The sequence below is a fragment of the Bacillus sp. 522_BSPC genome (genome assembly GCF_001076885.1).
Taxonomy (GTDB): domain Bacteria; phylum Bacillota; class Bacilli; order Bacillales; family Cytobacillaceae; genus Niallia; species Niallia hominis.
Genome location: NZ_JVDT01000117.1, coordinates 1 through 15,643, shown reverse-complemented (window position 1 = coordinate 15,643; position 15,643 = coordinate 1). Strand labels below are relative to the sequence as shown.

General features: G+C 35.8%; 12 protein-coding genes and 2 pseudogenes. 7 read left to right on the top strand and 7 right to left on the bottom strand.

Annotation, left to right across the window (positions count from 1 at the left end; translation table 11 throughout):
- Nucleotides 1–82: 82 nt before the first annotated feature.
- Nucleotides 83–502, bottom strand: coding sequence for a VOC family protein (locus tag ADJ83_RS08980; protein ID WP_031540474.1), 420 nt, complete (start codon nt 500–502; stop codon nt 83–85).
- 241 nt (nt 503–743) lie between these two features.
- On the opposite strand from ADJ83_RS08980, the gene ADJ83_RS08975 reads away from it, so the two are divergent.
- On the top strand, nt 744–2,000 hold the full coding sequence (locus ADJ83_RS08975) for a sensor histidine kinase (protein WP_031540473.1): 1,257 nt from the start codon (nt 744–746) through the stop codon (nt 1,998–2,000).
- Between the two features lie 18 nt (nt 2,001–2,018).
- Here the strand turns inward: ADJ83_RS08975 and ADJ83_RS08970 are convergent, their stop codons facing one another.
- Nucleotides 2,019–2,312: a hypothetical protein gene (locus ADJ83_RS08970; RefSeq protein WP_031540471.1), complete on the bottom strand. Its 294-nt coding sequence runs from the start codon at nt 2,310–2,312 to the stop codon at nt 2,019–2,021.
- Nucleotides 2,313–2,530: 218 nt separating this feature from the next.
- On the opposite strand from ADJ83_RS08970, the gene ADJ83_RS08965 reads away from it, so the two are divergent.
- The 3 genes and pseudogenes from ADJ83_RS08965 to ADJ83_RS26515 all read left to right on the top strand — a co-directional run bounded on the left by ADJ83_RS08965 (nt 2,531) and on the right by ADJ83_RS26515 (nt 5,063).
- Nucleotides 2,531–3,880 carry a UDP-glucose dehydrogenase family protein gene (locus ADJ83_RS08965; RefSeq protein ID WP_031540470.1) on the top strand — a complete coding sequence of 450 codons (1,350 nt, stop codon included), beginning with the start codon at nt 2,531–2,533 and terminating at the stop codon, nt 3,878–3,880.
- A gap of 187 nt (nt 3,881–4,067) precedes the next feature.
- A pseudogene (locus ADJ83_RS25185) lies at nt 4,068–4,622 on the top strand (N-acetylmuramoyl-L-alanine amidase); the annotation flags it as partial.
- A 66-nt stretch (nt 4,623–4,688) separates the two neighbouring features.
- Nucleotides 4,689–5,063 carry a hypothetical protein gene (locus ADJ83_RS26515; RefSeq protein ID WP_268817862.1) on the top strand — a complete coding sequence of 125 codons (375 nt, stop codon included), beginning with the start codon at nt 4,689–4,691 and terminating at the stop codon, nt 5,061–5,063.
- A 113-nt stretch (nt 5,064–5,176) separates the two neighbouring features.
- Here ADJ83_RS26515 and ADJ83_RS24800 read toward each other — a convergent pair.
- A pseudogene (locus ADJ83_RS24800) lies at nt 5,177–5,314 on the bottom strand (ATP-binding protein); the annotation flags it as partial.
- Between the two features lie 112 nt (nt 5,315–5,426).
- Here ADJ83_RS24800 and ADJ83_RS08955 point away from each other — a divergent pair.
- Nucleotides 5,427–8,552: an alpha-mannosidase gene (locus ADJ83_RS08955; RefSeq protein ID WP_031540469.1), complete on the top strand. Its 3,126-nt coding sequence runs from the start codon at nt 5,427–5,429 to the stop codon at nt 8,550–8,552.
- 352 nt (nt 8,553–8,904) lie between these two features.
- Here the strand turns inward: ADJ83_RS08955 and ADJ83_RS26510 are convergent, their stop codons facing one another.
- Nucleotides 8,905–9,036: a hypothetical protein gene (locus ADJ83_RS26510; RefSeq protein WP_268817857.1), complete on the bottom strand. Its 132-nt coding sequence runs from the start codon at nt 9,034–9,036 to the stop codon at nt 8,905–8,907.
- A gap of 353 nt (nt 9,037–9,389) precedes the next feature.
- The gene (locus tag ADJ83_RS08950; protein WP_031540468.1) at nt 9,390–10,820 is read right to left on the bottom strand and encodes an alanine/glycine:cation symporter family protein; all 1,431 of its coding nucleotides are present in this window, start codon (nt 10,818–10,820) and stop codon (nt 9,390–9,392) included.
- A gap of 401 nt (nt 10,821–11,221) precedes the next feature.
- Between ADJ83_RS08950 and ADJ83_RS08945 the strand changes: the two genes are divergently transcribed.
- Complete coding sequence (locus tag ADJ83_RS08945) at nt 11,222–11,836, top strand: nitroreductase family protein (protein ID WP_031540467.1); 615 nt, start codon at nt 11,222–11,224, stop codon at nt 11,834–11,836.
- A gap of 57 nt (nt 11,837–11,893) precedes the next feature.
- On the opposite strand, the gene ADJ83_RS08940 is transcribed toward ADJ83_RS08945, so the two are convergent.
- Nucleotides 11,894–13,654 (bottom strand): flavocytochrome c, encoded by a 1,761-nt coding sequence (locus tag ADJ83_RS08940; protein WP_031540466.1) that lies wholly within the window; start codon nt 13,652–13,654, stop codon nt 11,894–11,896.
- 219 nt (nt 13,655–13,873) lie between these two features.
- On the opposite strand from ADJ83_RS08940, the gene ADJ83_RS08935 reads away from it, so the two are divergent.
- Entirely contained in the window at nt 13,874–14,698 is an 825-nt protein-coding gene (locus tag ADJ83_RS08935; protein ID WP_031540465.1) for an aldo/keto reductase, read from the top strand.
- A 148-nt stretch (nt 14,699–14,846) separates the two neighbouring features.
- Here the strand turns inward: ADJ83_RS08935 and ADJ83_RS08930 are convergent, their stop codons facing one another.
- Complete coding sequence (locus ADJ83_RS08930; RefSeq protein WP_031540464.1) at nt 14,847–15,569, bottom strand: 3-ketoacyl-ACP reductase; 723 nt, start codon at nt 15,567–15,569, stop codon at nt 14,847–14,849.
- Between the last annotated feature and the right edge of the window lie 74 nt (nt 15,570–15,643).

The window sequence follows — 15,643 nt, the reverse complement described above, 5'->3', positions numbered from 1 at the left end:
TTTATTTAAGAGCTGGATTAAAGATTGTTCGTCTTTAAAGATTAATTATTTAGTTTAGTCCCAGCCTCTTTTATATAATTGGTTAAAAAATAGTATTTTGTAATTTTTGAATATTTGCACTGTGAAATGGGGAATTGATTGGTTCATCCACCACACTAAATGGATTTCCATCTAGATCAAAGAAATCAAAGTATTTCATTCCACCAAAATCCTTTATTTCTGTCGTTTTCACACCGTTTTTATTCAAATACTCATATACCTCTTCAATATGATCTACAATAAAATTAAAGTAGGAATTTTTTTCTTCATTTTTTACTATAAATTCAGAGGATTGGGGTATATCCACTTGAATTAATGCAAGCTGAGTGGAACCGCTTGGAAAATAAAATCCGACCCCTTCTTCCCAGCTATCAATTTTCTTTACACCTAGCATTTTTTCATACCATTTACTTGCTTTCTCTAAGTCTGTAACGGGGATAAAAATACTTCCAATTCTAAACATAACTTTCTGTCTCCCTTCTAGATTTATGATATTTATGTTGATGGAAATTTCTTAATTATGTTAAATCGAATAAATATCTTTCATTCTATTATACAATAGGAAAAATGGAGAAATGTTTTTTGGGGAAATTTAAGAGCGCTCTGAATTTGTCGAGGATTAACTTGGTATTTTTAAAGGAATTTAGCGGAAAAGCTCGAATAATTAAGTAGCTAAATCTACTTAGAAGGGCTGGTTACTAATATTGTTAGCTTTTCCGACCGTTGAACAATTATCTTATCATTTGTTAGTGATTATCTTACCAATCGTTTGGTATCTATTAGTTAGTAAAGAAGAAATTTCACAGCGAAAAAAAATAATGTCAAATTTTTCTTTCAACCTTTTTTTGATGCTTGTTCTCAGTATGGTGCATCCAATTGAGATTGGAGAGGGAGTTTATTATGATCTTAAAGTAGTTCCCATTCTATTAGCATTTGTCTATGGTGGCTTAAACACGAGTATCCTTTTAACCTTAATTTTAATAGGATATAAATTTTTTATGTTAGGGAATGCTTTTTATATGAATTTCTTTAATTACACTATTGCTGCTACCATTATTCTTATTTTAAAAAATAAATTGGTGACGCTTACCTTTAAAAAGAAATGGATAATAATTATGAGTGTTTACTGGCTAAGCGCCCTAACTCGAATTATAAATATATTCATTACCAATCAATTAGCCCAACTTCCTTTTACTTTGGTTTATACGTTTTCTACTTGGGGGGCATTATATATTGTTATCATCATGATCCAATATAATGAAGAGAAAATTCTTAATCAAACTAAAATTCAAATGGCGGAACGAGTAAATGCAGTAAGTCAATTGGCTGCATCTGTTGCACATGAGGTAAGAAACCCGATGACATCTGTGAAGGGATTTCTGCAACTAATACGTGGAGACAATAATTTATCTGAAAAACAAAGAAAATACATAGAAATATCGTTAGGAGAATTGGAACGTACAGAAACGATCATCAATGATTATTTATCAATGGCAAAACCTGTTTCGAGAGAAGAAGAGGACAATTTAAATATTACAGCTGAACTGAGGAGCATTATTGAAGTAATAACTTCTTATACAAATAATCATACTATTATCATCGATGCGGTGATCTCTAACCACCTCTATTGTAAAGGGAAAAGGAATGAATTTAGGCAGGCGATGATTAATATGATGAAAAATAGTGTAGAAGCTATGAATGGGAACGGTATATTAGCAGTCCGTGCATATGCTTTTGGAGAAAAAATTTATATTGAAATTGAAGACAATGGAATAGGAATGACGAGTAAACAGGTGAAACAATTAGGAACACCGTATTATTCTACCAAAGATAAAGGAACAGGTATTGGCCTTACCTTGGTATATCGTATTATAAGAGATATGAAGGGAGAAATAACGGTTGTCAGCAAAAAAGGACAAGGTACAATGTTTAGAATTGCCTTAGCAAAAGCAATCGCTTGATAAAGTGTGTCGATTCTTTTAATTAGAATCGACATTTTTATTATATTTTCTAATTAACTCGATGATAAAAAAGTCAATCCAAGAAATAATCGGAATGAATAGTGGCAGTACATAGATAGAAGTATGTCCTAATCCAAATAATTTAGCCTCTTCATTACATAAATAATATATCAGCGTAGATCCCACTAAAAAGACTGAATTCCAACAAAAAGCAACCAATAATGCTACCCATTTATTTTTTGTTTTTGTAAAAGTAAGAATAGAGAGGATAGCAGAAAGGAAGAAGGATATAAAAATTAAGGTGCTAACCAATAGATTCCCTCCAAATCTTTCATGTTAGATGTATTTTAACATAAGTTACTTTTGATGATAGGTGAAAAATTTACATTACTTTACTAAAAATATAAAAAAGATTAAAAGAGAATAAATAGTAAAGCAATATACTAAAGATATTCTGAATAGAATTGCCTTTTTATTGATTAATATAGAGCAAGTTTGGTCTCTAATTTTTTACATAAGGAGATTGTAGAATGAATATCACAGTGGCAGGTACAGGATATGTTGGATTAGTGACAGGTGTTTGTTTAGCAGAAGTTGGTCACCAAGTTACGTGTGTGGATCCATCCCAAGAGAAAATCGTTCTATTAAACTTAGGAATTTCGCCGATTTATGAGCCGGAATTAGATGGATTAATAGAAAAAAATACGAATGCAGGGAAATTAACATTTACCACAGATTATGAACAGGCTTATGCTCAATCAGATGTTATTTTCATTGGCGTTGGAACACCAGAGAATGAAGATGGGTCAGCTAATTTACATTATGTATTCCAAGTTGTAAAGCAAATTGCCGAAAGTATAACCCGTGATTGTCTGATTGTCATTAAATCAACGGTTCCAATTGGAACAAATGACCGGTTGGAAACCTATATTAAGCATCATTTAAAACATAAAGTTGCTGTTGAAGTTGCTTCAAATCCAGAATTTCTTGCACAAGGAAGTGCGATTAAAGATACATTATATGCCTCTCGGATAGTAATTGGGGTAGAGAGTAAGCGGGCAAAAGACATATTAACTTCTATTTATGAACCATTTAAACAACCAATTTTAACGATGAATCGTCGCAGTGCTGAAATGGTTAAATATGCATCAAATGATTTCCTTGCATTAAAGATTTCTTTCATCAATGATATTGCCAATCTATGCGAGGCAGTTGGAGCAAATATCGATGACGTTACAAGTGGGATGAGCTATGATGAGCGTATAGGAAAAAAATTCTTAAATCCTGGTATTGGGTACGGTGGTTCGTGTTTTCCAAAGGATACTAAAGCTTTACATTGGCTCGCTGAAGAAGAAGGTTATGTCTTGCGTACAGTGAAGGCAGCGATAGAGGTAAATGAAAAGCAAAAATTCAAGCTAATTTCAAAAGCGAGGACCGAGTTTTCATCCTTCCATGGGCTAAAAGTGGCTGTGCTCGGACTAACTTTTAAGCCTGGAACAGATGATTTACGAGAAGCTCCTTCTATTCCTAATGTGCGGTTATTATTAAATGAAGGCGCAAAGGTACATGTATATGATCCAGTTGGAGCAGAGAACTTTAAAAAACTCTTTCCTACTGACGTAGTTTACGAAAAAATACCAGAGAAGGCACTTGAAGGGGCAGACATTTGCTTCATTTTTACCGAATGGGAAGAAATTAAGGCGATTGATTTAACCATTATTAAGGAGAAGATGAACGAACCGTTTGTTTTTGATGGGCGTAATTGTTTTCCACTGGAGGAAGCAAGAGAGGTAGGCATTAATTATTTCTCCATCGGTCGACCACATGTAAAAGGGATGAGGGCTGGAGGCAGAGATGGGGATGGCTTCCTTGTTTCATAGTCTACTTGATAAAATATATTCAATTTGCAAAGGATTCTCCAGGTTCGTTGAGAGTCCTTTTTTTTGACTAATTTAACTGTAAAATTGCTTAGCTGCACGTAGTAAGGATCCTATATATCGTCATAGGAACAGATGACAGCGTTTGTCATAAAATAAATCATAACACCAAAATAGGGAGTGAAGAAGAATGGTGAAAATCTTTATCGATCCAGGACATGGTGGGACTGATTCAGGAGCAGTAGGTAATGGGTTACAAGAAAAAGCATTAACATTAACTATTGCTAAAAAAATAGAAACTTTATTAAAAAGTTATGAAGACGTTAGTGTAAGAATGAGCCGCACTAATGATACTACTTTATCATTAACGCAACGTACGAATGCAGCAAATACATGGGGAGCTGACTTCTTTCTATCCATTCATATTAATGCTGGAGGAGGTTCTGGCTAAGAGGATTACCGTTATAATACTTTATCTGCAACTAGCAATGCTGGGAAAATCCAAGCAGCTATCCATACAGCTGTAATGAATGAACTAAAAGCTTTTGGTGTCTTTGATCGCGGGGTTAAATCAGCAAATTTCCATGTGCTAAGGGAGAGTAATATGAACGCCATGCTAACGGAAAACCTCTTTATTGATACGAAAGCGGATGCTGATTTGCTTAAAAGAAATGATGTGTTAGACGCTATAGCTCGTGGACATGTAACAGGTATTGCGAAAGCATATAATCTTAAAGTGAAAGCGACTCAACCAACTCAATCAACGCAACCAGCTCCAAAGCCTGCGACTACTTCGTCTACTCCATCTATTATGTATGATGCACATATACAAGGAATCGGCTGGCAAGGGTGGAAAAAAGATGGTCAAACAGCTGGAACCACTGGAGAATCAAAAAGGCTAGAAGCGTTAACTGTTAGATTGGTAAATACAGATGCTGAATTAGAGATGCAAGGACATGTACAAGGGAAGGGCTGGACAACGTTAAGAGGTAATGGCGAAGTAATTGGAACAATCGGTTTGGGGTTGCGTATGGAAGCTATTCGAATAAAAGTTACAGGTTTAAATGTTCAATACAGAGTCCATGTGGAATACGAAGGATGGACAGAGTGGAAAAGAAATGGAGAGGACGCAGGTACGACAGGACAGAGTAAACGAATTGAGGCAATAGAAATCAAGTTTGTTTAGGAAATCTACAATAATGTTCATTTGAATAGGAAATCGAATGAATGAAGGATAAACCCCCTAGAAAATTTGTTTTATTTATTTTCTAGGGTGAATGTATAATGATTAGCAGCTACTTAGTAATGTGATTTTGGTAAAGTAATCGTAAATGTTGTGCCAACATCAACTTCGCTAGCTACACTAATGGTTCCTTGATGACTTTCAATTATTTGAAAGCTAATCATTAGACCAATGCCCGTTCCCTTTGCTTTGGTTTCCTTCCATTTCAAATCTCACTCTTTTAAATTTACAGGTTGACTATCCTACTGATTATAAGATAATGAGTGTAGTCGAAATTTTAGAAATTATCTTACAAGGAGGTATTCTATGTTCTGGACAGAGAAAAAATTAGAAGCAAGAATAAAGGAACTAGATAAATATCGTTATCGAGATTCCATTTTCTTAGAGTCCTTTCATATACAATTAGATGAAGAAGGAAAAATTGGTGCAAGACCACCGGAAGATGGGGAATGGACAACCATTAACGTAGGAGCTAACTGGGCAGGAAGGGATCAATATGCTTGGTTAAAGACAGAAGTTGCGATTCCTGCGAGCTGGAGGGATAGAAAAGTACTAGGATATTTTGACTTTGGTATAACAGATGGAGGGACCAATTCAGGATTTGAATCATTGTTATATGTGAACCAGGAAACGTACCAAGGAGTAGATGCTAACCATCGAGAAGTTTTTCTTAAGAAAACGCATTGTGGAACAAATGTAAGCCTGATTTTTCGGCTATGGTCTGGCTTAGAGGGAGGCGGAATTCCTCAAGTTCAAGAGCATAAGATCAAGACTGCCAAGATTGGCTGGCTTGATGAAGCAACGGATGATTTATATTATACGGCAAAAGCAGTGATTCAAACGATACATATTATAGATGAAAACCGTGCGGAATACCAAGCTCTTCTTACTTCATTAAATCAAGCTTTTATGGAAATAGACTGGGTGGAGCCAGGTTCTGCTGTATTCTATGAATCTATCAACAAAGCAAATAATATTTTGAATAATGCCTTAGATAAAATGGAAAAGCAATCTGCTGTCACAATCCATGCCATTGGCCACACACATATTGATGTAGCGTGGTTATGGCGATTGAAGCATACACGAGAAAAAGCAGCGCGTTCTTTCTCAACAGTACTGCGTTTAATGGAGCAATATCCAGAATACATATTTATGCAATCACAGCCACAGCTTTATGCCTATATCAAAGAGGATTATCCAGAAATTTATGCTCAATTAAAGGATAGAGTGGCAGAGGGCAGATGGGAGCCAGAAGGTGGAATGTGGCTTGAACCTGACTGTAATTTGCCATCTGGGGAATCTTTCGTCCGACAATTATTACACGGAACAAGGTTTTTAAAAGAAGAGTTTGGTGTAACAAGTAAGTATCTATGGTTGCCAGATGTTTTTGGTTATAGCTGGTCATTGCCGCAGATTTTAAAGCAATCAGGTATTGAGACTTTTATGACGACAAAGATTAGCTGGAATCAGTATAATCGGATGCCACATGATACATTTCAATGGCGAGGTATTGATGGAACGGAAATTTTAACTCATTTTGTAACAACTCCCTATCCGAACAGCAGAGGCTGGGCTTATGACTACAATGGAGAAATGCAAGCAGATGTCGTTCAAGGTGTTTGGGATAACTATAAAGACAAAAATATTACGCAAGATTTACTGATGTCCTATGGCTATGGAGATGGTGGGGGCGGAGTAAACCGAGATATGCTGGAAATGCGGAGAAGATTTGACCGAATTCCTGGTCTTCCTCATGTGAAATCAACAAAAGCGGGCGATTATTTTGAAGCGCTTCATGAAAAAGTGAATAGCACAGATGAGTACGTCCACACATGGGATGGCGAGCTTTATTTAGAATTTCACCGCGGAACCTATACAAGCCAAGCCTATAATAAAAGAAGTAATCGAAAAAAGGAATTATTGTACCGGGAAACAGAGTTGCTAAGTGTTTTAGCAAGTGTGTTTACAGAGGATTGGTCCTCTTATCCACAGGAATCTCTTCATAAAGGCTGGACAATTTTATTGCGAAATCAATTCCATGATATCATTCCTGGCTCATCCATTCGGGAAGTGTATGAGGATAGCATTCTAGAATATGAAGAAGCAGAGAAACTTGCATATGAAGTGCAAGAAAAAGTTTCAAACAGCATAGTAGATAAGAACGCCTTCCAATATACAGTGATGAATGATTCCTCTTGGACACGTTCTGGAATAGTAGAAATTCCGGTTAAGGACGGCTTGGAAGAGGGGCAATGGGTATCAGAACAGGAAAAAGTACTACAAGCTGAAAAAGTGAATGAGAAATGGCTTGTACAAATGAAAGATGTTCCATCCCATGGACTAGCTAATATTGCCTTTATATCTGGTAATATTGGAGGACAGGATAAACAATCCTCTTTTGTGATAAATGAATCTGGGATTGAATCATGTTTTTATAAAATTAGTTGGAATGAAAAAGGACAATTAAGTCGTATTTTTGATAAAAAGGCACATAGAGAGATCTTAAAAGCAAAGCAAACAGGGAACGTACTGCAAGTTTTTGAAGACAAACCTTTGAGATGGGAAGCCTGGGATATAGACATTTTCTATCAAGAAAAGCATAAAGAGATTTCAGCCCTTGAAAATATTGAAGTGGTAGAGAATAACTCCTTACGTGCAGTAATACGGTTTATGTGGACGTATCATCATTCTAAAATAGTGCAGGAGCTTATTCTTTATTCAGAAAATCCGAGAATGGATTTTAAGACAGAGGTTGATTGGCATGAACAACATCAGCTATTAAAGGTTGCATTTCCTGTAGAGATTCGATCTACACAAGCAACCTATGATATTCAATTTGGAAATGTCCAAAGACCTACTCATTGGAATACAAGCTGGGATTATGCTAAGTTTGAAACAGTTGGACACCAATGGGCAGATCTATCAGAACATGGCTATGGAATTAGTCTTTTGAACGATTGTAAATATGGCTATGACATTAAAGATTCTACGATGCGTCTTTCCCTAATTAAATCTGGAACTTATCCAGATTATCTACAGGACCAAGGAGCTCATACGTTTACTTATTCGATTTTGCCCCATGAAGGCGACTGGAGAGAAGGTAGAACTGTCCAAGAGGCGTGGGATTTGAATCAGCCGTTAAAAGGATTAGAAGGAAAGTTAAAAACCACTGATTTCTCTTTATTCAAGGTAGCGTCCAGTCATTGTCTAATTGATGCAGTCAAAAAAGCAGAGGATGATAATAAAATCATTGTTCGTTTACATGAATTTATGGGGAAAAGGGGAATGGTAGAGCTAACATCAGATTCCCTTATTCAATCTTGGCGAGAATGCAATATTATGGAGCAACCAATTGGCGATAAACAGGAAAATGCAAAGCTATCATTTGAAATTAAGCCATATGAAATTAAGACGTTTTTAGTGGAAATCTAAATTTTCTAGGCAGGCTCTAAAGTGTTAAATATACTTTGAAGTCTGCCTTTTGCATGTTTTAATTGAAGGAAGCTTATACTTGGCCTTTTCTTATGTAACTCACAAATAATCGCTATTTTAAAAGACTTGTCTAAAGAAGGGGCAATATAACTAAACGAAAAACAGCATTTAATATAACAATTAGAACTTTTGGAAAAATTATTTCGTGCCCAGTATATAGGGACAAAGAGAGAAGGAGGAATAAAGGATAAAGTATTTATTGTACAAAACCCTTTCCCATTAGAAATACAATGCTACAGAGGTGCAATATATATAGAAATGAGAAAACTTTTGATAGAACCACTAAAAGAAGTTAGGGTCTATTTTTCTTTGTTATTTTCAATGCTTTTTCTAAAGGGATTATATCTTTCTCGATTGCCTTTAAATCAGACTGACACTTTTTTAATAGGTTTTGAATTTCATTCCATTTTTTGTTTTGAATCATAATAGCTTCTCCTTACATAATTGTGGTAATAATAAAAATTATGTGCAGTAAAGAAGAAGTATTCGTATTAAGAGTTGTTTCTTAGTTATTTTATGATAGAGGAAGTTACTTAGCAGGAGATTTTATATAAATTAATCTTAGTATAGATGAACATAGTGCAGAATTTTGCTGCGGAATGAAGATGTGATTTTGGAATGGAAGGCGAATACATGAAAAACGGATATATAATCCAAAAGGAAGTGGATATGATCCAAATCTAATTTTCAATCCCAAACCACCTGCAATATTAAAATTGAACTGGACTGCCAATAATGACAGACCAGTTCAATTTACCACAAATCATTTAATCAAATCTAAACAACCTCTTTAATCGCCTTGTTCTTCCTCAATGGCCAAGCTTCTACTCCCTTAAGACCCTTGATATCATTTCGGTAGAAAACAGGTTCTTTTCCTAGCTTTCTCTGTTTCATATAATGATCAAGTGCTTTAAAGGCAATAGGTCCGAGAATGGCGATAGCAGCTAAGTTTACAAGAGCCATTATTGCCATCGTAAAGTCAGCGAGATCCCAAACGATTTGCAGATTAGCTACTGCACCAAACATTACCATTCCAAGTGCTAATACTCGATAAAAGTTTAAGAAATTTTTGCTTTTACTAATAAACGGTAGGTTTGCTTCGCCGTAATAGTAGCACCCGATGATGGAAGTAAAGGCGAATAGGAATATGGCAATACCTAAGAAAATGCCACCCCATGTGCCAAAGTGTTCTGCCATCGCAGCTTGTGATAATTCAATGCCTGTTAAGCCTGATCCATATGCATCAGAAGTTAGGATAATAAAGGCAGTTGCAGAACAAACGAGTAAAGTATCAAAGAATACACCGAGGGCCTGAATAAATCCTTGTTTTGCCGGATGGGATACAGATGCGGTTGCAGCCGCAATGGGATCTCCTCCAATCCCAGCTCCATTGGAGAAGAGACCTCTTTTAACTCCATTCATAATAGCTGCAGCAATTCCGCCGCCAACTACTTGTTCCATACCGAAGGCACTTTTAAAAATTAATGCTAAAACATGAGGAATCTCTGTAATATTAGTGATTACTACAAAGATTGCAAGAAGAATATAGCCTAAGGCCATAAAGGGAACGATAAGAGATGAAATATCAGCAATACGTTTAATACCACCAAAAACAACTAAACTAGTAAGAATGACCAAGGCAACTCCAGCGATAATGGGACTAAGGCCAAATGAGTTTTCTAATGCAACAGCAATCGTATTACTCTGTACTGCATTAAAGGTAGTACCATATGAAAGAATCATCATGACAGCGAAAAGGGCACTCATCCACTTTTTATTCAGCTGCTTTTTCATATAGTAGGCAGGACCACCTTTGAAACGGCCATTGTCTTTTGCTTTATAAATTTGTGCCAAAGTATTTTCCACAAATGAGCTTGCACTGCCGAGAATAGCTACCATCCACATCCAAAATACTGCTCCAGGTCCTCCAATTGCTAAGGCAATGGCTACTCCTGCAAGATTGCCTGTACCAATTCGAGTACCTGCCCCTACGAAAAATGCTTGTAGAGAAGAAATTTGTTTTTTCTCTGTGTGTTCAGGTGGCTTCTCTTTCACTTTCAGTAAACGAAACATTTCTTTTACATACCTGATTTGTGCAAATTTCGATCCAATGGTGAAGTATACCCCTAGTCCGAGCAGGACGGCTATCAACACATACCCCCAAAGTACCGTATTTCCACTTGCAATTAACTTTTCAATAATATTCACGCAACCCCTCCCAAAAATTTTATGGTTTCGATTATCTCGAAAAATGTTGCACCTGTCAAATAAAATTGGTCGTTATCACTGTCAAAAAACCGATGTGGATATTTATGGAATCGTCTGTATCCCTTATTATTATTGGCTTTAATTGATAGTGCTAAATAATTAAATTATTTAAAAAATTATTTTAGAGTGTACGAGAAGAAAGCAGTTAATAATTACTTTTATAGACAGGGTAGAGCTTCATTTTATCTGTATGCTGCTTCATTAATTATTGTTAATAAACCATACAATAGTGGTACTTATGTCATGTTGGAAAAAATTCAAATCGTCCCCTTTGACAACATCTACTTACTAATGGTAAGTTAGTTGTTGTCTATAACGAAATAGAAAGTTGGAGGGGAATTATGTCACAATTAGAACAAGTTATGAAGAGTCGTAAGTCAGTTAGAGTTTATGATTCTACTCACAAAATGGATAAACAGGAATTAGAAGAAATCATAGAGATGGCTACAAGTGCTCCATCTTCAAGTAATCTACAATCTTGGAGATTTATTGTTATACAAGATCAAGAAATCAAAAAAGAGTTACGAGCAATTGGAAACAATCAAGCGCAAATTGAAGATTCTTCCGCAATTATTGCAGTATTAGGAGATACAGAAGCTTATAGAAACGTAGAGAAAATCTATGAACAAAATGTTTCTCTTGGTTACATGGATCAAGCTATTGCAGATAGAACAATTAGCAATACACAAAGCATATACCCTAATCTTCCAAAACAAACACTAGCTCAAATTGCTAGCTATGATGCAGGATTAATTTCTATGCAAATTCTATTACTAGCCAAAGAACGTGGATATGATACGGTAGTAATGGGAGGCTTTGATAAAGCAGCATTTGCCAAACGGTTTGATTTGCCTGAAAATCAATTTCCAATTACATTAATTGCTATAGGTAAAGCCACTGCACCTGCTTTTAATACAAGTAGATTGCCGGTTGACAAAATTACGAAATTTTATTGATTAATAAAGAAAAAGTGCCTTGATTCTTGAAAGAAAAAAGGCACTTTTCTAAAAAAACTAGTCTATCTCATTTGCTGAGGTTTCACCAGCTATACGGCCAAATACGATGATGTCAGCAACAGCATTTCCGCCAATTCTATTTCCTCCATGAATACCACCCGTAACTTCACCAGCAGCATAAAGTCCCTTAATTTTATTGCCCTTTTTATCTAAAACATGAGTCTGTGTATCAATTTTTAATCCACCCATAGTATGATGGATACCTGGAGTTACAGGAATAGTATAATAGGGTCCTTCCGCTAATGTTTGGGTTAGATGAGTTCGGTCAAACTCTTCGTCATTATTATTATTAACGTATTTCGTATAATTTTTTAAAGTAGTAGCAAGGGTGCTGCTGTCTATTCCAATTTCGCTTCCAAGCGCTTCTATTGTCTCCCCTTTTGTAGCGTAACCATCTTCAATATATCCCGATAAGGAGGCGTTTTCATCTGCCATTTCTTGATTTACGACAAGATAAGCGATTTTATCTGTTTGTGCCAAAATATTTTTGGAAACAATGTCACGTGTCAATAATTCATTAGTAAATCTTTTTCCTTCTTTGTTTACTAAAATAGCTCCGTCACCGCGTAGTCCTTCCGTAAATAGGTAACCTGTTTCTGGATCGGTTGTTGGATGTATTTGAATTTGGTCTATATCGACAAGATCAGCCCCAACTTCTTCTGCCATAGTAATTCCTGATCCTGTTGCTCCAGCATGATTTGTTGTGGAGAAACCTTCCAAATTTTCATTGTATTCAATAACCATTTCAGCATTTGCGCCAAAACCACCAGTTGCTAAAATAACAGATTTTGAATTAATGGTGAATGGATTCATATTTTTATCGGTAGCTTTTACTCCTACGATAGTACCATCTTTTTCAATTAAACTATCAGCTGTAGTGTTTAATAGAATAGGAATATTTAATTCTTTCAATTTATTGGATAAGACTTCCACAATAACAGGGCCAACAGGAGATCCGTCTTCCGGCTGATGAATTCTTGGATTTGTTTGCCCTCCTGATAAAGTTACCTTGGTTAACCCTGCTCCCATATCATTTAGCCATTCTAGTGCGTCAGGGGCATTATCTACTAGAGTTTTTAGCAGCTGTGGATCATTTAAGTTCTTGCCGCCTTTCATCGTATCATCATACCATGTTTGTTTGTCGTCTTTTATTCCATCTGCTTCTTGGTATTTTGTGCCGGCAACATTCATTCCGCCTGTGGCTCTATTGGTGTTTCCACCAATAATAGGCATTTGTTCCAAAATGACAACAGACTTACCAGCTTCGCTCGCTTTTAAAGCTGCTGAAAGCCCAGCCCCACCTGCACCTATTATTGCAATATCAACATCTAAGTCTTCCTGTTGTTGTTCTTCTACAATTACTTTATTTGCTGCATCTTTTAAGGCTTCTATATCTGCGCCTGACTTTTCCAAGGCTTTTGTAACAGCTTCAATAATCCCGTTACTAGATTCACTTGCTCCAGACACTACATCAACCGCTAAACTTTGTGACGATATTATATCATTTGTTAATTGTGTAGTTGCCCCATCACTTATACTACCTGTTTCTTTATCTGCACTGATTTCAATCTTTTCAATCTTATCTTTTGAAACCACTACAGTGGCTTTAATTTCTCCTCCATGACCAGTTGAAACGCCTTCATATGTACCAGCATTAAATTTTCCTTTTTCCTCTGTATTCGTATTGTTACTACATCCTGCTATTATGAGCATGAATATAGCTATAAAGACGAATGATATACTAGTTAATTTTTTCATAAAAGTTAACCCCTCTCTCTTTATAATGTTCAATTATTCACAATGTTTATCATAGGTGAAAATATCCACCAACCGTTATGAAAATAGCAATGTTCAAAATAAGTTCATAAATCTATGAATATTTTGTGAATATAATTTTGGTTTAGAAAGTCGTTCTTTTGAAATTCTATACAATTCAAGCTAAACTAAAAGAGAATTCAAAAAGAGGAGTGTGGAAAGATGAACGATGTTACATTAAATAATGGCTTAAAGATGCCCCAACTAGGATTTGGCGTATGGCAGGTTCCTGATGAGGAAGCGGCTGTTGCTGTTACGAATGCCTTTAAAGTTGGCTATACCTCTATTGATACAGCGATGGTATATCGAAATGAACAAGGCGTTGGAAAAGCAATTAAAGATTCGTCTATCCCCCGTGAAGATTTATTTATCACAACAAAGGTTTGGAATAGTGATCAGGGCTATGCGAATACGCTAAGAGCATTTGATGAAAGCTTAGAAAGATTAGGCCTTGATTATGTTGATCTCTATTTGATTCACTGGCCAACTCCACAATTTGATGAGTATGTTGATACATATAAGGCATTAGAAAAGTTATATAGAGATGGCAGAGTAAAGGCCATTGGTGTTTGCAACTTTGAAATGGAACACTTAGAGCGCATTTTAAATGAATGTGAAGTAAAGCCTGTTTTGAATCAGGTTGAATGTCATCCGTACTTAGCCCAAAATGAATTAAAAGAATATTGTGCAAAGCATGATATATTTGTTGAAGCGTGGAGTCCACTTGATCAAGGAGGAGAAGTCCTTCAAGATGCAGTCATCCAACAGATAGCAGTAGCAAAAGGGAAAACACCAGCACAAGTAGTACTACGTTGGCATTTGCAAAATAATACGATCGTCATTCCGAAATCAGTTACACCATCTCGTATTGAGGAAAATTTTCAAGTATTTGATTTTGAATTAACAAATGAGGAAATGAAACAAATTAATGAACTAAACCGCGACAGACGAAAAGGTCCACATCCAAATGATATGAATAAACGATAATAAAGAAAAGGAAATAGAGATGCTAAAAAAACTAGCAATTCTATTTCCTCTTACTTTGTTTACAGTTAGGAGAATGTTTATGAAGCCTCATTCCTCTACCGAACACTCCTAAATCGATACTCTTAATTACTTTCTTTTCACAGAACCTTTAAAAAGGATTTGTTCCGATTACAGTAGCTGCTTTTACATAGATTCTTGGATGTAATTTTAATTGAGAAACAATAAGTTCAGCAATATCTTCTGGCTGCATATACTTCTCTGCACTGCCTTTGATTAAATCAGTTTGAACAGCTAGCTCTGTTGCAACAGTGCTTGGTGTTAAGGATGTAACGCGAATATTGTTTCTGCGTACCTCTTGTGCCAATGATTCTGTCATTCCAATTAGACCGAATTTAGAAGCACTATAAGCACTAGATGTTGCTGCCCCATTTAAACCATTTGTGGAAGAAATATTGATAATATCTCCACCATTTTTTTCAATTAATTGTGGCAGAACTGCTCGAGTTACATAGTATGGACCCATTAGGTTTACATCAATGATTTTCTTCCATTCTTCAGGATTCATGTCCAATAGAGACTCAAATTTTCCAATTCCAGCATTATTAATCAAAATATCTGCTTTTCCAAGCTCTTTTGTTAATGTCGCGACTGCTTCGTTTACTTCTTCTAAAGAAGAGACATCAACAGTTGCATAAGCAGCTTTAACACCAAGTGCTTCAACCTCTGTTACTACTTCTTTTAACGCTTCTTCTGTACGAGCGAGTAAGCCAACATTTACTCCTTCATTTGCTAATGAAATTGCTACAGCTTTCCCAATTCCTCTTCCAGCTCCTGTAATGAATGCAATTTTTCCTTTTAAAGCTTGTGCCATTATAAGCAACTCCTTCCAAGATAAACTCCTCTTTAAATATCTTTTACTATTTTATAATTTTCTCTAACCATAAG